Origin of the sequence: Mycobacterium sp. SMC-16, assembly GCF_046250085.1 — a bacterium.
Classification (GTDB): domain Bacteria; phylum Actinomycetota; class Actinomycetes; order Mycobacteriales; family Mycobacteriaceae; genus Mycobacterium; species Mycobacterium phocaicum.
The window spans coordinates 460,389-480,379 of sequence record NZ_CP176427.1 but is presented as its reverse complement, the minus strand read 5'-3'; the positions used below and the strand labels follow the sequence as shown (position 1 = coordinate 480,379).

The window sequence follows — 19,991 nt, the reverse complement described above, 5'->3', positions numbered from 1 at the left end:
CTACCAGGCCCGATCCAGTCCGGCATGTTGCGTGATCCAGGTGTGCATCACGATGCCGGCGGCCACGCCGGCATTGATGCTCCGCGTCGAGCCGAATTGCGCGATGGACACCGTCATCATCGACCCCGTCTTGGCGTCGTCGGTGATGCCCGGTCCCTCCTGCCCGAAGATCAACAGGCATTCGCGCGGCAGCGTCGTCTCTTCCAGCCGCACCGAGCCGGGCACGTTGTCGACGGCCACCGGAGTCAGGCCCTTCTCGTCGGCGAAGGCCAGCAATTCCGCCGTGGTGGCATGGTGCAGGAGCCGCTGGTAGCGGTCGGTCACCATGGCGCCCCGGCGATTCCACCGCCGGCGGCCGACGATGTGCACGGTGTCCACCGCAAACGCGTTGGCGGTCCGCACCACCGCACCGATGTTGGCGTCGTTGCCGAAGTTCTCGATCGCGATGTGCAGCGGGTGCCGGCGCTGGTCGATGTCCGCGATGATCGCCTCACGTGTCCAATAGCGGTAGGCGTCGACGACGTTGCGAGTGTCGCCCTCGCGCAACAACTCCGGGTCATAACGCGGGTCGTCGGGCAGCTCACCGGGCCAGGGGCCGACGCCGGGCCCGGCGCCCCACTCGGTGGGCCCTGGCACGTCGGTGTGATCGGGGTGGTCGGCGACGTGATCACTCACGCGAAATCCACACCGCCGCACGGGTTCCCACCACGGTGACGGTGGCGTACAGCAGCGCCTGGTTGATGTCGCCCTGCGTGCACAGCGAGGCGCGGGTGTTGATGGCCCCGACCTTCGAATCCGGCAGCACCAGCAGCGTCGCACCGTAGACGTCACACAGGTGCGACAGCCCGGGCGGCGGCAGCGTCGGCGCCACCGCGATCATCAACGGCCCGCCGCGCTTGGCCGAGTCATCTTTGTACCTGCTTGCCAGACCACCGATCTCGAGGCCGAGCAGCATGTAGCCCTTGCCGGTGAACGCCGCCGGATCGCCCAGCGCCGCGGGGATCAGCTGCCCGCCGTCGGCGCGGAACCCGTCGACGCTCGTGGCCTTGAGGGTGAGCCCGGTGTCGGCCTCGTTGGTCGGGGTCAGGCCAACGGGATACGCCGCACCGTAGGCGACGGTGGTGTCCTTGATCCGGTCGGCAGGCGAGTAGAGGTAGACGCCACGCACCTGGGTCTGGTCGCGCATCGGCCCCAAACAGACTGTGCCCGTTACCTTGTCCGGGTTCTGCACCACGGCCGGATTGATCTTGAGGCTGGGGACGCCGGCGCAGCCGCCGATCAGGTTCGATTCGAGGGGGTGCGCCAGTGCGCCGTACAGGCCGAAGCGCAGCGTCTCGGGCTTGGCGTGTTCGCCGCCGGCTTTCGCCGCGGCCAGGTCGACGTCGATCAGCACCTGATCATCCTGGAAGCGCAGGTTGGACACCGAGACGTTCCAGCCCAGCAGGGTCTGCGACTCACCGACCTTGACGCTGGGCGCACCGAAGATGACGGAGTTGGCGGCACCGTCGCCGGAACATGCGACCAGCACACCGGCCAGCAGCACAATCAGCAGCCGCGAGGCCAACCTGCGAAAAGACATGCGGCCAAGGTTAGCCGCAGGCGAATCAGCGCTGATAATTCGGCGCGGGGCGGCCGTTCCGGGCCGGAGCGAACTGCGTGTAGCGGCCGATGTCGGCGCGGCCGGGGGCCTGGTTGCTGCGGCCGGCAGGCAGTTCGTTCTGCCGCATCGGGCCGGCGCTGAGCGGACGGCTCGGCGAACCGCTACGGCGGGCGACGGCCTGACCGGCGACGCTGTTCTGGCCGGACGGCACCGGCGGCAGCACCCGCAGCAGGTCGTTGAACTGGCGGACGGTGCGCAGACCCTCGTCCCACTGAGCGCGGGTGCTGGTGATCGGCATGGACACCAGCGTCCAGTTCTGCTCGTTCCACATGACCTCGGCGCAATCCGGGGCGGTGTGCGAGAACGTCACCATGCGGCGGTCGCAGGCGCGACGGGCGGCATCGAGGTTCGTGGAGTAGACCATGCGGGGACCGATGGCGCCGAGCAGCCAGATGTCGTTTTCGCGCGGCTCCGGGATGTCCTTGAGGCGGACGTCCACGGCCACGTTGGTGCCGACCTTGCGGTGCAGGGCGATGACGGTGGCCACATCGTCGAGGTCGAAGATGAACACGGCCTCGCCGCGGATCTGCCCGAGCACGACATTGCGGGCGTGGACGTTCTCACCGACGGTCGACATGATGCCGCGGCTCCACCGCTTGACCAGGTCGGGAGTCTCGTGTTCGTAGTCGAACCCGTGCGACTTAGCCCATGACTTGCGGCGCCTGCCGAGGCCACGTCGACGGTCGATGTCGACGTACAGCAGCACCGCCGCACCCACGAAGCAGAGTGCAGAAAGTGTGAACCAGAGCGGGACCATCGGGCCAAGCCTACTGGTTGGTACCCGAAATGCTCGAACTCGAATTGGTCACAAGCTGGTCACATGCTATTTGAGGTACGCGACGATCGCGTTCGTGAGCCCCCGTCGGGCCACGTCGAGGTCGGTGTAGGTGCCGAGCTGACGCTCGGAGGCGATGCCTCGCATGGCGCCCGGGATGAACGCGGCGACCTCACGCACCCGCTCGGGGTCGACGTCCAGGTCGGCGAAGGCCTGCCGGCAGGTCTGCAGCCAGCTCCGGCCCCATGACGACAGCTCCGCGGCGGTCTTCGGATAGAGCCGCTCCAGTTCGGCATGGTCCCGCGGCAGCGCGGCGCGCAGATTCTCGATGGCCCGCGAGTCGCCGATGGTCAGGCCGTCATAGAGCAGATCGATGATGGTCGCGACGCGTTGCCGCAGCGTGGCACCGGTGTCGTGATGACTGAGCATGCCCGCGCGGCGCTCGGCGGTGCGGCGCAGGACTGCGGCCCAGAAGCCGTCGATGTCGCCGAACTGGTACTTCACCGCGCCCCAGGTGGCGCCGATCTCCTTGGCGATCCGGTTGGCCGATACCGCGCCCGGGTCGCCGGTGGCCAGCGCCTTGCGCGCGGCCTCCAACATGCTCTCCCGGGTGGCGTCACCGCGCTTGTTGGTTCGTCGTGCCGCGGCGGTCATCGTCCGAGATTAGCGCAGTTTCAACGAACCCTCTTTCAAAGTTTCACAGAACCCCCTACGATTCGGGTCATGGCCAAACCCCAGTTGCCGATGAAGCCGACGGGATGGTTCCAGGTCGCCTGGTCGGACGAGGTCCAAGTCGGCGCGGTGCACGCCATGAAGTACTTCGGCGAGGAGATGGTCGCCTGGCGCGCAGAATCCGGCGCCGTCACCGTCATGAATGCCTACTGCGAGCACCTCGGCGCGCACCTCGGCTTCGGCGGCCACGTCGTCGGTGAGACGATCCAGTGCCCGTTCCACGGCTGGCAGTGGAACGCCGCCGGCCACAACGTCTGCATCCCGTACCAGGACCGGCCCAACCGCGGCCGCCGGATCCGGACCTACCCCGTCACCGAGCGCAACGAGGCCATCTACATCTGGCACGACGTCGAGGGCCGGGAGCCGTACTTCGAGGCGCCCGATGTGTTCGCGTCATTCAACGACGGCAGCAGCGCCGCCGACTACTACCCGCAGCAGCGGCTGTTCCGCGAAACCCTCGAACTGCATCCGCAGTACGTCCTGGAGAACGGCGTCGACTTCGCACACTTCAAGTTCGTGCACCAGACCCCGATCGTCCCGGTGTTCACCCGGCATGACTTCGCGGCGCCGATCTCCTACGTCGACTTCACCATCACGTTCGAGGGCAGCGATCAGCAGTCGATCGACGACGTGCGCAGTGGCGTCGAGGCGATCAACGGCGGTTTGGGCATCGCCGTCACCAAGAGCTGGGGCATGATCGACAACCGCACCATCTCGGCCGTCACACCCGTCGACGAGTCCACCTCGGACGTGCGGTTCATGGTCTATATCGGACGGACGCCCTGGAGCGCCGAGCACGCCACCGCCTTCGGCGACGAGGTGATCCGCCAGTTCACCCAGGACATCCACATCTGGTCGCACCAGCGCTACTCCGATCCGCCGGCGCTGGCGACCGCCGAGTACGAGGGCTTCACGGCAATCCGCAAGTGGGCCATGCAGTTCTATCCCGAAACCCCGAAGGGCTGACCAGATGTCCAAGATTCGCGTCTTCCAGGTGGCGACCGGCAACGTCGGCACCGAGATGATCAAGCGCATCAGCAAGCGTCCCGATCTCGAATTGATCGGATTGCATTGCTACACAACGGAAAAGGTCGGACGCGACGCCGGCGAGATCGCCGGGATCGGGCCGGTCGGCGTCATCGCCACGGGCTCGGTCGACGACATCATCGCCGCGAAACCCGATGTCCTCACCTTCCACGGCGTCTTCCCCGACGAAGACCTGTACGTGAAAGTCCTTGGAGCGGGGATCAATATCGTCACGACAGCCGACTGGATCACCGGCTGGCACCGCGACACCAACCATCCGCACCCCTCCGGTCGACCGGTCAGCGAGTTGCTGGCCGAGGCGTGCGCCAAGGGCGGGTCGACGTTCTACGGCACCGGGATGAACCCCGGCGTCAATCAGATCCTGGGCGTGGTGTGTTCGGCCGACGTCGCCGAGATCGAGAACGTCACCACCATCGAATCCGTCGACGTGTCCTGCCATCACAGCAGGGACACCTGGATCGAGGTGGGATACGGCCTGCCCGTTGATGATCCGTCGATCCCGGCGAAGCTCGAGAAGTACACCCGGGTGTTCGCCGACAGTGTGCTGATGATGGCCGATTGCTTCGGGCTGGAGCTCGACGAGGTGAAGTTCAGTGCTGAACTCGGCGCCTGCACCAAGGATGTCGACCTGGGCTGGTACACGCTGCCCAAGGGTTCCCTCGGCGGCAACTACATCAAGTACCAGGGCATGGTCGACGGCGTGCCGCGCATCGAGACGCACCTGGAGTGGCAGATGACGCCGCACACCGACCCGAGCTGGAACATCAAGGGCTGCTACATCACTCAGATCAAGGGTGACCCCTGCGTCTACAACAAGCACATGATCTACCCGAAACCCGGTGTGGACCTGTCGAATCCGGACAACTTCGCCTCGATCGGCATGACGGTGACGGGGCTGCCCGCGCTCAACGTCATCGCCTCGGTGGTCGAGGCGCCGCCCGGACTGCTGACGAGCGCCGACGTGCCGCTGCGCGGTTTCGCGGGACGGTTCAACATCTGACGCGAGAAGTACATAGCTTCAATCACGAGGCACTGGCAGTCATCGTGGCTGAAGCCAGGTACATCTTTGGGACGTCGGAGGTGCCTCAGTTCAATCTCCACTGCAAACGGTTGTACCGATTGAACTCAGGGACTTTCCGATCACATTCATTGCGGCAGCCCCAAGCGAAAACCCCCTATCTCCAGAGAAATAGGGGGTTTCCGCATCCACTCGGCGAACTAGCTCAGCCGAGGACCAGGCTCTCGCCGTCCGCGCTGACGTGGACCGGAACGACGTCGCCGTCGTGCACCTCGCCCGCCAGCAGCATCTTGGCCAGCTGGTCGCCGATGGCCTGCTGCACCAACCGGCGCAGCGGACGGGCACCGTACAGCGGGTCGAAACCGCGGTCGCCCAGCCACTTCTTGGCCTCCAGCGAAACCTCGAGCTGCAGGCGCCGCTGCGACAGCCGCTTCTGAAGCTGCGCCAGCTGGATGTCGACGATCCGCACCAGCTCACTGGGATCGAGCGCGTGGAACATCAGCACGTCGTCCAGACGGTTGATGAACTCCGGCTTGAACTTCGCGCGCACCGCCGCCATCACCTGCTCCTCGGTGCCACCGGCGCCGAGGTTGGAGGTCAAGATCAGGATGGTGTTGCGGAAGTCGACCGTGCGGCCCTGACCGTCGGTCAGGCGGCCCTCGTCGAGCACCTGCAGCAACACGTCGAACACGTCCGGATGCGCCTTTTCGACCTCGTCGAAAAGCACCACCGTGTACGGGCGGCGCCGCACGGCCTCGGTCAGCTGACCACCGGCGTCGTAACCGACGTAGCCCGGAGGGGCACCGACCAGACGAGCCACCGAGTGCTTCTCGCCGTACTCGCTCATGTCGATGCGGACCATGGCGCGTTCATCGTCGAACAGGAAGTCCGCCAACGCCTTTGCCAGCTCCGTCTTACCGACACCGGTCGGTCCGAGGAACATGAACGATCCGGTGGGACGGTTCGGGTCGGCCACACCGGCGCGGGCACGACGGACCGCGTCGGACACCGCCTCGACAGCCTGCTTCTGGCCGATGACGCGCTTGCCGAGCTCCTCCTCCATGCGCAGCAGCTTGGCGGTCTCGCCCTCCATCATTCGGCCGGCCGGGATGCCCGTCCACGCCGACACCACGTCCGCGATGTCGTCGGGGCTGACCTCCTCCTTGAGCATGACGTTCTCGCGCGCTTCGGCAACCGGCAACGCGGCGTCGAGTTGCTTCTCGATCGACGGAATCCGGCCGTACCGCAGCTCGGCGGCCTTGGCCAGGTCGCCGTCACGCTCGGCCCGATCGGCCTCACCGCGCAGCGCCTCCAGCTGTTCCTTGAGCTCGCGCACGATGTCGATGGCGTTCTTCTCGTTCTGCCACCGCGTGGTCAGCTCGGTCAGCTTCTCCTTCTGATCGGCCAGCTCCGAGCGCAGCTTCTCCAGCCGCTCCTTGGAGGCGTCGTCCTCTTCCTTGGACAGCGCCATCTCCTCGATCTCGAGGCGACGGACCAGCCGCTCGACCTCGTCGATCTCGACGGGCCGGGAGTCGATCTCCATGCGCAGCCGGGATGCGGCCTCGTCGACCAGGTCGATGGCCTTGTCCGGCAGGAACCGGCTGGTGATGTAGCGATCCGACAACGTGGCCGCCGCAACCAGCGCGGAGTCGGTGATGCGCACACCGTGGTGCACCTCGTAGCGGTCCTTGAGGCCGCGCAGGATGCCGACGGTGTCGTCGACCGACGGTTCGCCGACCAGCACCTGCTGGAACCGGCGCTCCAGGGCCGCGTCCTTCTCGATGTACTTGCGGTACTCGTCGAGCGTGGTCGCACCGACCAGCCGCAGCTCGCCACGGGCCAGCATCGGCTTGATCATGTTGCCGGCGTCCATCGCGGATTCGCCGGTGGCGCCGGCGCCCACGATGGTGTGCAACTCGTCGATGAAGGTGATGACCTGGCCGGCCGAGTTCTTGATGTCGTCGAGGACGGCCTTGAGCCGCTCCTCGAACTCACCCCGGTACTTGGCGCCGGCGACCATGGACCCGAGGTCCAGGCTGACGACGGTCTTGTCCCGCAGGCTCTCCGGTACGTCACCGGCGACGATGCGCTGGGCGAGGCCCTCGACGATCGCGGTCTTGCCGACGCCGGGCTCACCGATCAGCACCGGGTTGTTCTTGGTACGCCGACTCAGCACCTGGACCACGCGACGAATCTCGTTGTCGCGGCCGATGACCGGGTCGAGCTTGCCTTCGCGGGCGCGGGCGGTCAGGTCGGTGGAGTACTTCTCCAGCGCCTGGTAGCTGCCCTCGGGATCGGGGCTGGTGACACGCGCACTGCCGCGGACCTTCACGAACGCCTCACGCAGCGTCTGCGGCGCGGCGCCGTGGTTGACCAGGATCTTGGCGACGTCGGAGTCGCCACTGGCCAGGCCGTACAGCAGGTGCTCGGTGGAGACGTACTCGTCGTCCATCTCGGTGGCCAGATGCTGGGCAGCAGTCAGGGCCGCCACCGACTCACGAGACAGTTGCGGCGTCGAGTTGGCGCCGCTGGCGCTCGGCAGCTGATCGATCAGCCGCTGGGCGTCGGCCCGGATGGCAGCGGGCTCGACACCGACGGCCTCCAGCAGAGGCGCGGCGATGCCGTCATTCTGGGTCAGCAGAGCCATCAACAAGTGCGCCGGACGGATCTCCGGGTTTCCGGCGGCGGTCGCCGCCTGCAACGCTGAGGTCAGCGCCGCCTGAGTCTTCGTGGTCGGGTTGAACGAGTCCACGACACCTCCCTTTCGTCTACAGAAAAATGCTTGTCGCTGAATTCAACGTCGTCAAGATTGAGTCTGTTCCGCTCAAGTCTGGAAAATTTCCCGACTGCCTATGATCTGGCTCACCCCGTAAATACTGCCGCGCCCAACCGACAAGATCGACGCAAACGTAAGCAACAATGACGGCATGACAGATTGGGCTTCGGTCCTGACCGAACTGATTCCCCTCGCCTTGGTGATCGCCCTTTCTCCACTGTCGATCATTCCCGCCGTCCTGGTGCTGCAATCCCCCCACGCCCGCATCACCGGCCTGACTTTTCTCGCCGGCTGGCTGGTGGCCATCGCGGTCCTCACCGGGGTGTTCGTCCAGCTGTCCGGCCTCATGCCCCAGGCCGGCCACCCGTCGACCACGGCGTCGTGGGTGCGCATCGTGATCGGCGTGCTGCTGGTCGTCTTCGGCATCTACCGCTGGGCCAACCGCAATCACGACGCGCCCGAGCCGGCCTGGATGCGGAAGCTGACCAGCGTCACCCCCGCCCGCGGTTTCGTGACCGCCTTGGTGCTCGCGGTGGTGAACCCCAAGGTGCTGTTCATGTGCGTCGCTGCCGGCCTCGCCATCAGTACCGACGAACTCTCGCGCGCCGCCACCTGGGCGTCGGTACTGGTTTTCGCGGTGGTCGCAGGCAGTTCGGTCGCCATCCCCGTGCTGACGTACGTCGCCGCCGGTGAGCGGCTGGACCCGGCCATGGCCCGGCTCGGCGCCTGGCTGCACCGCCAGCACGCGGTGCTGGTCGCCGGGATCCTGATCGTCATCGGACTTCTCGTGGCATACAAGGGCCTGAGCCACCTCTAGGACTACCGTCTAAGCATGTCCGACTCCGGCTTCGGCGATTTCGAGTTCGAACGAAAGTTCCTCGTCCGCGACCTGCCCGCTGTCACAGCGTCCGACCCGAGCCCTGCGCTCATCGTGCAGGCGTACCTGTTCGCGTCCGACGGCTATGCCGTCCGCGTGCGTGTCCAGGGCCCCGCGCCTGCAGATCTGAGCGATCCGTCGCTGGACCTCATCGACGCCATCGGCAGTGACTCCATCGGCACCATGACCGCGAAGGGACCGGCCGCCGGCGGCACCCGCTACGAGGCCGAACGGGAACTCGATCCGCTGGTGGCCGGCGAAATCGTGCGTCGCGCCGAGCACGTGGTGACCAAGGTGCGGTACTCGGTGTGGCTGGGTGAAGACGGCTGGATCATCGACCGCTTCACGGGCGGCAATACCCCACTGCTGCTCGCCGAAGTCGAGCGCGGCGGACCGGTCGTCGACCTGGCGATCCCGACGTTCTGCGTCACCGAGGTATCCGAGGACGACCGGTTCCGCAACGAGTATCTGGCCCACCAGCCGTACGGCACGTGGGCCGACGCGCACCGGCGCGAACTCGACCTGCTGGGCCCCACCTTCGTCAACACGTTGGGGCAGAACCACTTCGACACCACCTCGCCGATGCCTGATGGGACTTGACGACCGCGAAGCGCTGATGACGGTGCGGGCCCTGGTAGACCCCGCGCACGGCGGGGACGACGTGGTCGGCCGCTTCTACACCCGGTGGTTCGCCCGCGACCTGTCGGCGCGCGACCTCTTCCCACCGGACCTGGCCGCCCAGCGCACTGCCTTCAGCCAGGCGCTGTACTGGGTGCTGGGCGAATTCATCGAGCAGCGCGCCGAAGAGCCCGTGGCATTCCTCGCGCAGCTCGGCCGCGATCACCGCAAATACGGTGTGGGACATCTCCATTACGCGGCGCTGCAGGACGCACTGCTGACGACCCTGCGCGACGAACTCGGCGACCGCTGGGACGCGCGGGTCGCCGAGGCCACCACGCACGCCGTCGATCTGATCGTCGGCGTCATGCGCGGCGCCGCCGACTCCGAACAGAGACCGCCCTACGTCGACGGCACCGTCGTCGAGCACCTCCGCGTCACCCGCGACGTCTCGGTGGTGCGACTGCAGCTCGACCAGGCACTGCCGTATTACGCCGGTCAGTACGTCGCGGTGCAGGTGCCGCAGTGGCCGCGACGCTGGCGGCACCTGAGTCCGTCGATGCCCTCGGATGCCAGCGGTGCCATCGAGTTTCACGTCCGCTCTGTCAGCGGAGGCATGGTGAGCACCGCCATCGTCAACCAGACCGCACCCGGCGACCGCTGGCGACTGTCCAATCCCCATGGCGGAATGCATGTTTCACGTTCCGACGGTGATGTACTGATGGTCGCCGGCAGCACCGGCCTGGCTCCGCTGCGGGCCCTGCTGATGAATCTGTGCCGCGAGGCCGAGAATCCACGCGTGCACCTGTTCTTCGGCGGGCGCTACCCGTGCGATCTGTACGACCTGCGCATCCTCTGGGAGATCGCGGCCACCAACCCCTGGCTGTCCGTCACCCCGGTGTCCGAGTACTCCACCGACCCGCCATGGGCCGCCGACTATCCCGACGTGACGCCACCGCGCGGACTGCACGTCCGGCAGACCGGGCTGCTCCCCGACGTCGTGACGAGCTACGGCAGCTGGGGTGACCGGCAGATCCTGCTGTGCGGCGGACCCGGGATGGTGACCGCCACCAAAGCCGCGCTGATCGCCAAAGGCGCACCAGCAGAACGCATTCAGCACGACCCGTTGGCCCACTGACCCTGGAGGAACCGATGGCCGAACTCGACACCGTCGTACTGCGCGACCCCGAGTCCGCGATGACAGCAACGTTCGTGCCCGGCGCAGGCATGATCGGCACCTCGCTCGCCGATGGAGATCTGGAGTTTCTCGGCCAGCGGCGCGGGCTGGACGCGTACCTGACCAACGCCAAGACCATGGGCATCCCGCTGCTCTATCCCTGGGCGAACCGGTTGGACGGCAACACCTATGACGTCGACGGCGGAGTCGTCACGTTGACACCAGGAGCGGGTGGGGTACGTGCCGACCCGAATGGCTCACCCATGCATGGCACGCTCGCCGCCTACCCGGGCTGGCTGATCACCGAGCAGTCTGCGAATTCACTCACCGCCGCAGTCGATTTCAACCGGCCCGGCCTGTTGGCGTCGTTTCCGTTCCCGCATGTGCTGACGCAGCGCGTGACGTTGGTGGCCCGTGTTCTGACCGTCGAGACTGTTGTTCGACCATCCGCCTCGGCGGCAGTACCGCTGTGCTTCGGGTATCACCCGTACGTGACCATTCCCGGTGTGCCTCGGGAGGATTGGATACTGGAGACGCCGACGATGCGGCACCTCCCGACCGATGATCGCGGGTTGCCTTCCGGCGCTGCCGAGGCGTGGCCAGCACGGTCTGCGCCGCTCGGCGACACCGCCTACGACGACGGCTTCGACGAGGTGCCCGACGGCGCGCAGTTCGTCCTTCACGGCGGCGACCACCGGATCACCGTGACCTTCGAAACCGGCTACCCCGCCGCACAACTGTTCGCACCGCCCGGCGACGCGCTGGTCGCGATCGAACCCATGGCCGCGCCCACCGACGCGCTGCGTCGCGGTGGCTACCGCCTCGCCTCCCCCGGCCGGCCAGCGACAGCGCGGTTCTCTATCAAGGTCAACTGAGTTCCGAAATCGCGGCCGGTGCCGCACACTTTCTGACGTGGACACGCAAGACCGCCTCGACAGGTGGGAGCATCGCGCGGAGTGGCCGCTGGCCGCCGTCGCCGCGCTGTTCCTGGCCGCCTACAGCATCGAGGTCCTCGCCCAGCCGCACGGACTCGTCGCGCGGCTGCTGACCCTGGTGACCTGGTTGGCGTGGGCGGTATTCACCGCGGACTACGCGGCCCGGCTCTACCTGGCCCCCGACCGCAAGCAGTGGTTCTTCCGGCATCTGGTCGACCTTGCCGTCGTGCTGCTGCCGCTGTTGCGGCCACTGCGCCTGCTCCGGCTGGTCGTGCTGGTCGGCGCCCTGCAGAAGGCCATCGGCAATGCCATCCGCGGCAAAGTGATCATCTACACCATCTCGGGCGCGGTGCTGCTGGTGTACGTCGGGGCGCTGGCGGTGTACGAAGCCGAGCGGGGTGCGCCGGACGCCCACATCACGAGCTTCGGCCTGGCCGTGTGGTGGGCGATGACCACGATCACCACCGTCGGCTACGGCGACATGTATCCCGTCACCACGACCGGCCGGGTCATGGCCAGCCTCATGATGATCGGCGGCATCAGCCTGGTCGGTTCGATCACGGCGACCATCGCGTCATGGATCGTGCAGACCGTGTCGATCGACGATCAGAAACAGGACGCGGTGACCGCCGCGCACATCGAGGACCTGCGCGGCGAGATCGCGCAGCTGCGGGAGTTGTTGCGCGACAAGGTGAGTAGCGATGTGACCGCCAACTGACTTGCTGCGCCCTCAGCCGATCATTTTGCCTTCGATGCCGTCCGCGCGAAGAGTGCCTGCCACGGGGTCGAAGATCAGCACCAACAAATCGCCGAGTTCAGCATCGACTGCACGGGCAAGTTGCCGGACAGAACCCATATTGGGTGCAGCCGGCTCGGCAGGATCCCATGCAACAGGCACGGGTCCGTGGGCCGTTTCGAAATCGCGGCTGAGGCCCGGTGCCACGCCAATCGCCTGTGCGACAGGCGGTTCGATGGAGAGTCCAGAACCGCGCAGAACCTGTGTTGTAACGGGGATGGCGATGCGGACACAGCCGTCAGATCGATGAGACGCGCCGCGCACCGTATCCAACGAAGGTATGGCCGGCCAAGGGTCTTCAGGTCGGCGACAACGCACCGTGCCACCTTCGACCACGAACGCGAGTGTCGCCAGATAGGTACGAATCGAGCTTTCCTTGATGTCCGGGAATGCGTCGAGCATGTCGTCAAGCAATGCCCGTACCGACACCCGCCCGCCGGCATCTGCGACACGGTTTTTCAGCTCTTGCGCGATGCCGCCGTAGGCAAAAACCTCCCGGTCGGCCAGAGTCCATCTGGTCCGACTCGCTCGAACGAATGCAGCGTTGCCGTGCAAGGCCTTCAATACCGCGCGTGCGGACGTATTTTCGCCCACAACGGCACTGATCTCGTCGGCAGTCATGGGTTCAGCGTTCGCTTTGAGCACTGCAGCGACCTTGTCACGCAGGCCAGCAGCCGACCGGACGTAGACCCCGGCGATCCCTTGCAACGCGTGTGAGTCCAGATAGGTCGGCACCACTTCGCGCCGCATGCCTGCGGCCGTCAAAACGTCGGTCAACATTCTCGCAGTCGGCATAGGCTCCGTGCGATAGAGATCGCGCACTGCGGTACCGACTCGCTGGCGTCCATCTTCTGGAATCTGCTCGAACCAGCCGTCACGCTCCCGGTATGGACCGGCCACGTAGAGCAATAGCCAAGCCGCCTCGGTCGTCGGCTCCATACCAAACCGACGAATCTCAGATTCGACGGTTGATCGCGGAACGTAGACGCCTAAACAACCGCCCAAATCCTCGGCGAACTGCCGTACCTGCGAATGAGCTGGCTCACCGAGCCGTTCGGCGAACCGCGACCGAATTCGGCTCTCGTTTCGCCACAGCCAGGTGGGATGCACACCCAGTTCGGCCGCGAGGCGCTCCTGCCTGACCTTCGCCGGTGCCCATTCGCGCGCCAACAGGACCTTTCGGTCGCGCCAGTCGAGACACTCCAGCAATCGGTTGACCGCATCTGTAGCGCTTGCCTGAGATGTGTCGGCTGGCTCGTCGCGCCGAGCCACCGCTCTTCGAGCAGCCAGCACGATCGACTCGACGGTTCGCACGCCAGTCGACCGGTGCCCTAAGAGGTCGCCGACTGTCACATCGATCATGTCGGACCACGTCACATAGGTACGTTCGTATGCATTTCGTGCACGAGCAGGCAACGTTCCATACGGAATGGGCTGAGTCCCAAGAGCGTCCAATCCGGCGACCAGCTGCCCCAACCGAACGTCGTCGGCGGGCCACAATCGGGCGGCGGTATGAGTCGAGGTCATTGGTACAAATCGTTCATCGGCGTGGTCTGACGAGGCGGCGGCTGCAAGACCATACTCGGGTCAACGCCGATCGTCCGCGGTCAACAAATCCTATCGACGCCGCGACGCGCCAGCTAAAGCGTCATGGCACTAGCCGCCAACAATTGCCGGCGGCGGGACAAATTGGTGCAAGTGCGCCCTACGCTAGCCGACTATCCTTGTTGGGACGACTGATACGCCCTCGGGCGTAAAATTGGTTCGGGGTCGTCGTGCGAAGGGGGGCCGGCGTGGTGGACGTAGTCAAGGTCGATACACAGATGCTGCGACATCAGGTCGCGAAGCTCGAGGAGACGATCGGTCACCTCGAGTCACACGAGAAGACAGTCGGGCACACCATCGACTCATTTGGTGAAGCGCTGAAGGGCGACACCGGCAAGGCCGTCGCGGAGGCGTTGACCAGCTACCAGAAGGCGATGGCTGCGCTCCGCACAGAGCAACACGGGATTACTGAAAAGCTGCAGTCCGCGGTTGCGGCCTACGACTCGACTGACACCAACGCCGCCGCAGGCCTGACCCAAGCAATGCATCTGTAGGGGGACATCAATGGCCGAGCAGGAATGGCACTTTGCAAAGATCGAGCAGACGATCGGCGACCTCAAGGATGAGCACAAGCGGCTGAACGACATTCTGGTCGAGGAGCGCGCTCGGATTCAAATGGTCAGCAGCGACATCTGGCACGGCACTGCACGTGAGGGTTGGCAAGCTGCCGAACGCTCGTGGGGCGAGAAGGCTGACGCTGCGCTGGAGTCCTTGAACAAGCTGATAGGCGCCATTCAGGGTGGTCATGATTCGATGGAATCTGCCGAGGGGAAGCTCAAGGGCAAGTTCGGCTGACCGACGCAGGGAGGGGAATTCAGTGTCGAGTAGTCACCGTTCAGTAGGGGCGGCGCACCGCGAGGCGACCATCAGATGACGCCTACGTTGAAGGTTGACACGGCCCAGCTTGCGGCTGCCGGTCAAGCGTTTCAAGCAGCGTCGGACGCCGTGCCGGCTGCTCCAGCCTTTTATATTCCGCCTGCTGCGGATGCGCTCTCGACTGCAGCGGCAACCAATGCCCCAAAGTTCGCAGATCCGATTACGACCGGCTTGCCCAGGCTGAAAACCGAGACTGCTGCCTACGCAGCGAATATCAAGGATGCGGCATCGACGTACGCGACGACTGATCAACAAGCGGCGGCAGACGTGCTGAAGCAAAAGCTCGATGATCCGGCAGGCCAAGGGGCCGGCGGTGGCGGCGGTGCCGTGTCAGGCGGTGGCGGCGGGGCGGGATCATCTGGCGGCGCCCCCAGTTCGGCCAAGGCCGGCGCAGCGTCCGCGGCAGCATCGGCCGCGCCAGGCGCTGGCGGAGATCCGATGAGCCAGCTGAGCCAACTCGGCCAGATGGGCGGCCAGATGCTGCAGATGCCTATGCAGATGGCCCAGGCGGCCGGAGCAATCCCGCAAGCGGCGATGCAGATGGCCCAGCAAGTGGGCCAGCAGATCGGCCAAATGGCCGGCAAGAAGGGCGAGTCCGACAAGGACAAGCCGGAAGACGCTGCGCAGAAAGCTGCTGACGACAAGAAAGCCGACGACGAAAAGAAGTCGGCAGACGACAAGGACAAGTCGCAGGCGCAGTCCGAGAAAGCGCAGCCCAAGGCGCCGGTCGAGGGCAAGCATGCTGCAGCGCCGATCCATGGTTCAAACGCTGCCCCCGTCCCCCCGTCTTCGTCTGCACCACGACACGCGGCACCGACCCGACCCAATGTGGAGGAACAACTGTGACCCAGCCACCGCCATCCGGCCCGTGGGGCGCTCAGCCCCCGCAGCAGCCCGGGAATTGGCAGGGGTATCCCAGTGCACAGCAGGGGCCGGGTCCGCAGGGGCAATGGAACCCGCAGCAGCAGCAACAGTGGCCGAATCCCGCGACCGCCCCTCAGAAGAAGGGCCCGCTGAAGTGGGTCCTCGGTGCTATTGCCCTGATCGCTGTCATCGCGGTTACCGCCGTGGTGGCGGTGTCATGCGCCGGTGGCAATGGTTCCAACAACGGTGGCGGCGGTACGGTTTCATCGGGTTCGAAATCCGACATCGCTAGCGCTAACGACACCGGACCGGTTTCAGTTATTACCGAGGACCCGTCTTGTGCGCCGTGGAATCCGATCATCACGACACTGGCCAATGTCGAGAAGAACGGATGGGATCGCCGAGATCCGTCCATCGCGACGAATTCGTGGACTCCCGACGTTCGAAGCCAGTATCAAGCTGTGGGCGAGGCGATGCGCAATGCCGCAAGTCAGACGTCAGCCCTCGTGAAGCTCACTACTCATAGGGTAATGCGCGAGCTATATGAACAATTTATCGCATACTCCCATTCCTATGCCGACCGGATTTCTGATTACTCCGCGTCCGACAACGACCTGGCGATAGTTGAGTCCACGATTAGCGATGTAATCACCGGCGTATGCCAATCTATTGCAAATGGATCGGCAGCAGCCCGATCTCCCTTGGTCGCCGCAGGTAGTCCGCCATCCCATAAATCGCAAATCGGGGATACCTCGAATCCTGCGCGATTCATGCCGAAACCGGATTCCCAGTGCCAAGACTGGAAGGATGCGGTTGGCCAAATGACCGCAGATCCTGCTGTTTCCGCTTGGAGCAAGGAAGATCCCACGGTGCCGGCAAGTAGTTGGTCGCCCGATTACAAGGCCCAAAATGATGCGGTGAAACCCATTTTTAGCCGATTCGCTGATACATACGAATCCCTCGCTCGGCAAAGCTCGAACGCCGTGGTAGAGGACTTTGGAGTGCTAGCGGCTCAGTACGGACGCGCATTCGTACAGGGTATTCCTACGTACACGAGCGCCGACCTGTATCTATTCAACGTTTTCCAGAAGGCGCCGGGCATCATCACTGCGTCATGCCGAGCAGCTGGTACGAGCTAATGAACGGTGACATACAGAGACCAAGTTGCCCAAGCGGCATGCTTGAACCAGGTGCATGGCCTGAAGTAAGCGAAGGTCGTTTCTACCAAGTAGCACAAGATTGCGTGACAGCACTTCAGAATCTCATAACTCAATCCGCTACGCCCTGGGAACGTCAGCTTCGTGATATCTTTCAAAATGGCGGCGGAATCTGGGCTGGCGATGCATCCGGCGCGGCGAACAGCAAGGGCAACGCCGCACTGAAAAGCTTCTCGGAAATAAAGACGCAGCTTGCATCTGCCGCGAACTGGAATTTCGATGTCAGCAACGCAATTTCCTCCACCAAGAGCGAAATTGTGAGGAATGTTGGCAATGCGATGTCAGGGTTTGACGAACTCTCCAGTGACGATCAGACCACACGAATCAATGAATGCTACCAACTGAACATCGGTGCGATCAGCCGACATGCGGCTAGCATCGACGCGGCGACCTATCGACCGAGCTTGACGCCAGAGAACCTTGAAACCAACGGCTTGCCGCCGCGACCACCAGCGGGTGCAACTGCACCAACAGGGGGTGCGGCTACACCGCCAGCGGGAGCGCCACAGCCGAACTTGCCACCCGCAGGCAAGACAGTGTCTCCAGAATCGACCACCTCGGGCGCGCCGCCACCGCCACCTCCGACCGCATCCCCCGGCGGCGCACCGTCTCCCGTTGATCCTCCCGGAGGAAAAGCGGCCACTCCTGAATCAAAATCGGCAAACACGCCGCCACCACCAGGAGGGTCGCCGGGCGGACCCGCCGTCGACGCACCGGGCCCGATAAAGGCCGGCGCCCCCGAGGCACCGGCCGCATCAGTTCCACCCCAACCTGCCGCTCCCGCGACTCCGGCGGCCAACGGCACTCCTTCCGGCGGCGGCTTGGTCACACAACCGCCCCCGGCGGCGCCCAGGCCGGCGAACTCCACGTCCGCAGGCGGTGGCGCAACCACGCCGACAAGCGCAGGAAGCAGCAGCCCTACGAGTGGCTTGACTGGAGGATCCGGCGGCTCCGGTACCCAGCAGTCTGGGAACCCGACAGGCCAGCCAACTGGAGCTCAAACCCCGGGCGGCCAACCGAATAATCCGCTGCAGCAGGGGTTACAGCAGCTCAACCAGGGTCTGCAGAGCGGGGCGGGTAATGCTTCGCAGCCGCTGGCCGCAGCCCAGCCGGCCACGCAACAGCCCACCACGCCACCTCCGGCGACACCGACTGGTGCAGCCAGCGGTACCTCGGCGACAAGCGCCGCACCCGTCGGTGCCGCGTCGGCAGCAGGCGGCGGGTCTGTCGGTGGCCCAGCGGCTGCAGCACCGACTGCACCGGCAGCACCGTTGGGCCCTGCCCCGACGCCGTCTCCGGCTGCACCAGTCGCACAACCCGGGCAAGGCGGCCCCGTCGGACCCGCGGGTCCAGGTGTCGCCGCGGCCGGCACGAACAACCAGCAGGCTGCCGCCGCTGCCGCGCCAATCCCGGTCAGCCCGGCGCGCGCGGAGCGCGACGCCATGGCGGCCGCAGCCAAAGCCGGTCTCCTACAACGCAAGTCGGCTGGAAACACCGACGCGGATATCGAGATCGCGCGACGAATTTCCGCGGCATTGCACGCGCCGCCGTCTATACCGGCAGCGAGCTACCAGTTCGTGTGGGCGGTCGGCGTCACGTCTGAGGGCCAGATACTGGCGGCCAATTCATACGGAATCGGCTACATCCCGGACGGAGTGAAACTTCCGGGACAGGTGACCCTCGTCAGCGCCGACGAGGCGATCTCGCCGGCTGAACGCGGCCGCTGGGTGAATTTTCCATTCCTGGCGATACAAGGCTGGGCGCAGTTCCACGGCAAGACGCTGCGCGCGATCATCGGCACGCCTGAAGAAGTGAAGCCATACAAATCGAGCATGCATGCCGAGGAATTGGCACCTGACGACATCCCCGCCGACGGCACGATGCAAGGTCGGTCTCGCCTGCAAGTGATTGCACCGGAAGCCGCTGCGCGACTTGAGGAATGGTCTGACGTCACGCTGTACGAGGCACTGCCGCCTCGACCGGTGCAAGATGCCCCACCCGACGCCAAGCAGACCATGAAGCTCTGGGTAGAGACGATCAAGCCGCTGCTACGTACGACTGGCACCAACGGTCCGGTTGACCATCTGACGAAGCTCATCGCATACGCCGATCACATGCAAAGTGTCGAGCTGTACAAGGCGTACACCGCGCCGCATGTGGCTGCGCAGCGTGCGGCGATGTCGGATTGGATCTACTGGCAACATGTTTCGTCGATCTGCCAGGACGCCACGAATCCCGTTCTTGGCAGCGTTCAGGCGTGAACGATTCCGGTGACGCATGGGAGCGCACTGCGGTCCGGCCGTTCGAGGTCTTTCCCGAGCTATATCAGCACATGGACACGCAATTGCTGTCGGCCATCGCTAGCGGCGACGACGCCAGCCGAGCGGCCGCGATCGGTGCCGGCAGTCGCGAGGTAGTCGAGCGGATCGCACATCTACGTGAACCATGGGTTTTGAACATCGACGCCGATGCCACGATCGAGTCGATCGACCGGCACGCGGTGAAGCTGTTCGAGCGCGGTGCGCCAGAGATCGGAGAATGGGTCCAGCGCATTCTCGGTCATTGGCGGCGGCAGCGGTCCTGGTTCAACCTAACGGTCGACGTCGTCGCCAGGGCTGGCGATGATGATCTGAACCGGGTCATCATCGCCTCTGCCGACTGCATCCGGCGGGCCACATTTGCGTTCTTGGACATCGACTTTGGCGCTGACCCACCAATGCCCGATGACCCGTCCTATGGGTTGCTGTTAGCCGTTGGCGAGATTTTCACGACTCATCGGGATCAGAATCCGCTCCGGATGCAGCTCGATTCCGTCGGAGGGCTGGCTGCTGCACCCGAGCACAACCCGTGGGTGGCAGCGCTCATCGATCAAGAACTAGTGACCTACCGCCGGCTATATCGAGTGTTTTTCCAGCTCTTGGAACACGCTGGCATGTTCGATGATGATCGTGAGGACGACGACCGCGAGTTCTTCTACACACCTGACGAGGTGGACCGCCAAACCCGTTGAACCGTTGG

The 19,991-nt window shown here is 65.0% G+C and carries 20 protein-coding genes; 13 read left to right on the top strand and 7 right to left on the bottom strand.

Features of this window, described 5'->3' with window-relative positions:
- From ACJEIK_RS02180 to ACJEIK_RS02165, 4 genes are all read right to left on the bottom strand, one after another.
- Complete coding sequence (locus tag ACJEIK_RS02180) at window positions 1–675, bottom strand: TrmH family RNA methyltransferase (protein WP_060999472.1); 675 nt, start codon at window positions 673–675, stop codon at window positions 1–3.
- Complete coding sequence (locus ACJEIK_RS02175; RefSeq protein ID WP_409430960.1) at window positions 668–1,579, bottom strand: hypothetical protein; 912 nt, start codon at window positions 1,577–1,579, stop codon at window positions 668–670. The genes ACJEIK_RS02180 and ACJEIK_RS02175 overlap by 8 nt, the downstream gene beginning before the upstream one ends.
- 25 nt (window positions 1,580–1,604) lie before the next feature.
- Window positions 1,605–2,417 (bottom strand): trehalose monomycolate transport factor TtfA, encoded by an 813-nt coding sequence (gene ttfA, locus ACJEIK_RS02170; protein ID WP_060999469.1) that lies wholly within the window; start codon window positions 2,415–2,417, stop codon window positions 1,605–1,607.
- Between the two features lie 66 nt (window positions 2,418–2,483).
- The gene (locus tag ACJEIK_RS02165; protein ID WP_133427982.1) at window positions 2,484–3,089 is read right to left on the bottom strand and encodes a TetR/AcrR family transcriptional regulator; all 606 of its coding nucleotides are present in this window, start codon (window positions 3,087–3,089) and stop codon (window positions 2,484–2,486) included.
- A gap of 69 nt (window positions 3,090–3,158) precedes the next feature.
- On the opposite strand from ACJEIK_RS02165, the gene ACJEIK_RS02160 reads away from it, so the two are divergent.
- A complete protein-coding gene (locus ACJEIK_RS02160; RefSeq protein ID WP_409430959.1) occupies window positions 3,159–4,133 on the top strand; it encodes a Rieske 2Fe-2S domain-containing protein in 975 nt (324 codons plus the stop codon).
- A gap of 4 nt (window positions 4,134–4,137) precedes the next feature.
- Entirely contained in the window at window positions 4,138–5,214 is a 1,077-nt protein-coding gene (locus tag ACJEIK_RS02155; RefSeq protein ID WP_064857534.1) for a dihydrodipicolinate reductase, read from the top strand.
- 223 nt (window positions 5,215–5,437) lie between these two features.
- On the opposite strand, the gene clpB is transcribed toward ACJEIK_RS02155, so the two are convergent.
- A complete protein-coding gene (gene clpB / locus ACJEIK_RS02150; RefSeq protein WP_064857533.1) occupies window positions 5,438–7,984 on the bottom strand; it encodes an ATP-dependent chaperone ClpB in 2,547 nt (848 codons plus the stop codon).
- A 175-nt stretch (window positions 7,985–8,159) separates the two neighbouring features.
- Between clpB and ACJEIK_RS02145 the strand changes: the two genes are divergently transcribed.
- Genes ACJEIK_RS02145 through ACJEIK_RS02125 form a run of 5 tightly spaced genes read left to right on the top strand, consistent with a single transcriptional unit; the run spans window position 8,160 to window position 12,333 of the window.
- Window positions 8,160–8,825: a GAP family protein gene (locus ACJEIK_RS02145; RefSeq protein ID WP_409430958.1), complete on the top strand. Its 666-nt coding sequence runs from the start codon at window positions 8,160–8,162 to the stop codon at window positions 8,823–8,825.
- Window positions 8,826–8,840: 15 nt separating this feature from the next.
- The gene (locus ACJEIK_RS02140) at window positions 8,841–9,485 is read left to right on the top strand and encodes a CYTH domain-containing protein (protein WP_409430957.1); all 645 of its coding nucleotides are present in this window, start codon (window positions 8,841–8,843) and stop codon (window positions 9,483–9,485) included.
- Window positions 9,475–10,641 (top strand): FAD-binding oxidoreductase, encoded by a 1,167-nt coding sequence (locus tag ACJEIK_RS02135; RefSeq protein WP_409430956.1) that lies wholly within the window; start codon window positions 9,475–9,477, stop codon window positions 10,639–10,641. The genes ACJEIK_RS02140 and ACJEIK_RS02135 overlap by 11 nt, the downstream gene beginning before the upstream one ends.
- A gap of 14 nt (window positions 10,642–10,655) precedes the next feature.
- A complete protein-coding gene (locus ACJEIK_RS02130) occupies window positions 10,656–11,555 on the top strand; it encodes an aldose 1-epimerase (RefSeq protein WP_409430955.1) in 900 nt (299 codons plus the stop codon).
- A 37-nt stretch (window positions 11,556–11,592) separates the two neighbouring features.
- Window positions 11,593–12,333, top strand: a complete 741-nt coding sequence (locus tag ACJEIK_RS02125; RefSeq protein ID WP_409430954.1) for a potassium channel family protein — start codon at window positions 11,593–11,595, stop codon at window positions 12,331–12,333.
- A 12-nt stretch (window positions 12,334–12,345) separates the two neighbouring features.
- Here the strand turns inward: ACJEIK_RS02125 and ACJEIK_RS02120 are convergent, their stop codons facing one another.
- Window positions 12,346–13,773, bottom strand: coding sequence for a hypothetical protein (locus ACJEIK_RS02120; RefSeq protein WP_226520512.1), 1,428 nt, complete (start codon window positions 13,771–13,773; stop codon window positions 12,346–12,348).
- Between the two features lie 431 nt (window positions 13,774–14,204).
- Between ACJEIK_RS02120 and ACJEIK_RS02115 the strand changes: the two genes are divergently transcribed.
- The 4 genes from ACJEIK_RS02115 (at window position 14,205) to ACJEIK_RS02100 (ending at window position 16,895) form a co-directional block, all read left to right on the top strand.
- Window positions 14,205–14,510, top strand: a complete 306-nt coding sequence (locus tag ACJEIK_RS02115; protein ID WP_133427972.1) for a WXG100 family type VII secretion target — start codon at window positions 14,205–14,207, stop codon at window positions 14,508–14,510.
- 10 nt (window positions 14,511–14,520) lie between these two features.
- The gene (locus ACJEIK_RS02110; protein ID WP_064857525.1) at window positions 14,521–14,811 is read left to right on the top strand and encodes a WXG100 family type VII secretion target; all 291 of its coding nucleotides are present in this window, start codon (window positions 14,521–14,523) and stop codon (window positions 14,809–14,811) included.
- A 75-nt stretch (window positions 14,812–14,886) separates the two neighbouring features.
- Window positions 14,887–15,738, top strand: coding sequence for a hypothetical protein (locus tag ACJEIK_RS02105; protein ID WP_133427971.1), 852 nt, complete (start codon window positions 14,887–14,889; stop codon window positions 15,736–15,738).
- Window positions 15,735–16,895, top strand: coding sequence for a hypothetical protein (locus ACJEIK_RS02100; RefSeq protein WP_133427970.1), 1,161 nt, complete (start codon window positions 15,735–15,737; stop codon window positions 16,893–16,895). The genes ACJEIK_RS02105 and ACJEIK_RS02100 overlap by 4 nt, the downstream gene beginning before the upstream one ends.
- Window positions 16,896–17,067: 172 nt before the next feature.
- On the opposite strand, the gene ACJEIK_RS02095 is transcribed toward ACJEIK_RS02100, so the two are convergent.
- Entirely contained in the window at window positions 17,068–17,220 is a 153-nt protein-coding gene (locus ACJEIK_RS02095) for a hypothetical protein (RefSeq protein WP_166428163.1), read from the bottom strand.
- A gap of 1,195 nt (window positions 17,221–18,415) precedes the next feature.
- On the opposite strand from ACJEIK_RS02095, the gene ACJEIK_RS02090 reads away from it, so the two are divergent.
- A complete protein-coding gene (locus ACJEIK_RS02090; protein WP_212808139.1) occupies window positions 18,416–19,234 on the top strand; it encodes a secretion protein EccK in 819 nt (272 codons plus the stop codon).
- Window positions 19,231–19,983: a hypothetical protein gene (locus ACJEIK_RS02085; RefSeq protein ID WP_212808138.1), complete on the top strand. Its 753-nt coding sequence runs from the start codon at window positions 19,231–19,233 to the stop codon at window positions 19,981–19,983. Before ACJEIK_RS02090 ends, ACJEIK_RS02085 begins: the two co-directional genes overlap by 4 nt.
- Window positions 19,984–19,991: the final 8 nt, after the last annotated feature.

Excerpts from the sequence above, each read along its gene's own strand:
- ACJEIK_RS02175 (WP_409430960.1), bottom strand. The coding sequence starts at position 1,579 with ATGTCTTTTCGCAGGTTGGCCTCGCGGCTGCTGATTGTGCTGCTGGCC.
- ttfA (WP_060999469.1), bottom strand. The coding sequence starts at position 2,417 with ATGGTCCCGCTCTGGTTCACACTTTCTGCACTCTGCTTCGTGGGTGCG.
- ACJEIK_RS02165 (WP_133427982.1), bottom strand. The coding sequence starts at position 3,089 with ATGACCGCCGCGGCACGACGAACCAACAAGCGCGGTGACGCCACCCGG.
- ACJEIK_RS02160 (WP_409430959.1), top strand. The coding sequence starts at position 3,159 with ATGGCCAAACCCCAGTTGCCGATGAAGCCGACGGGATGGTTCCAGGTC.
- ACJEIK_RS02155 (WP_064857534.1), top strand. The coding sequence starts at position 4,138 with ATGTCCAAGATTCGCGTCTTCCAGGTGGCGACCGGCAACGTCGGCACC.
- ACJEIK_RS02145 (WP_409430958.1), top strand. The coding sequence starts at position 8,160 with ATGACAGATTGGGCTTCGGTCCTGACCGAACTGATTCCCCTCGCCTTG.
- ACJEIK_RS02140 (WP_409430957.1), top strand. The coding sequence starts at position 8,841 with ATGTCCGACTCCGGCTTCGGCGATTTCGAGTTCGAACGAAAGTTCCTC.
- ACJEIK_RS02135 (WP_409430956.1), top strand. The coding sequence starts at position 9,475 with ATGGGACTTGACGACCGCGAAGCGCTGATGACGGTGCGGGCCCTGGTA.
- ACJEIK_RS02130 (WP_409430955.1), top strand. The coding sequence starts at position 10,656 with ATGGCCGAACTCGACACCGTCGTACTGCGCGACCCCGAGTCCGCGATG.
- ACJEIK_RS02120 (WP_226520512.1), bottom strand. The coding sequence starts at position 13,773 with ATGATCGATGTGACAGTCGGCGACCTCTTAGGGCACCGGTCGACTGGC.
- ACJEIK_RS02110 (WP_064857525.1), top strand. The coding sequence starts at position 14,521 with ATGGCCGAGCAGGAATGGCACTTTGCAAAGATCGAGCAGACGATCGGC.
- ACJEIK_RS02105 (WP_133427971.1), top strand. The coding sequence starts at position 14,887 with ATGACGCCTACGTTGAAGGTTGACACGGCCCAGCTTGCGGCTGCCGGT.
- ACJEIK_RS02090 (WP_212808139.1), top strand. The coding sequence starts at position 18,416 with ATGGCGGCCGCAGCCAAAGCCGGTCTCCTACAACGCAAGTCGGCTGGA.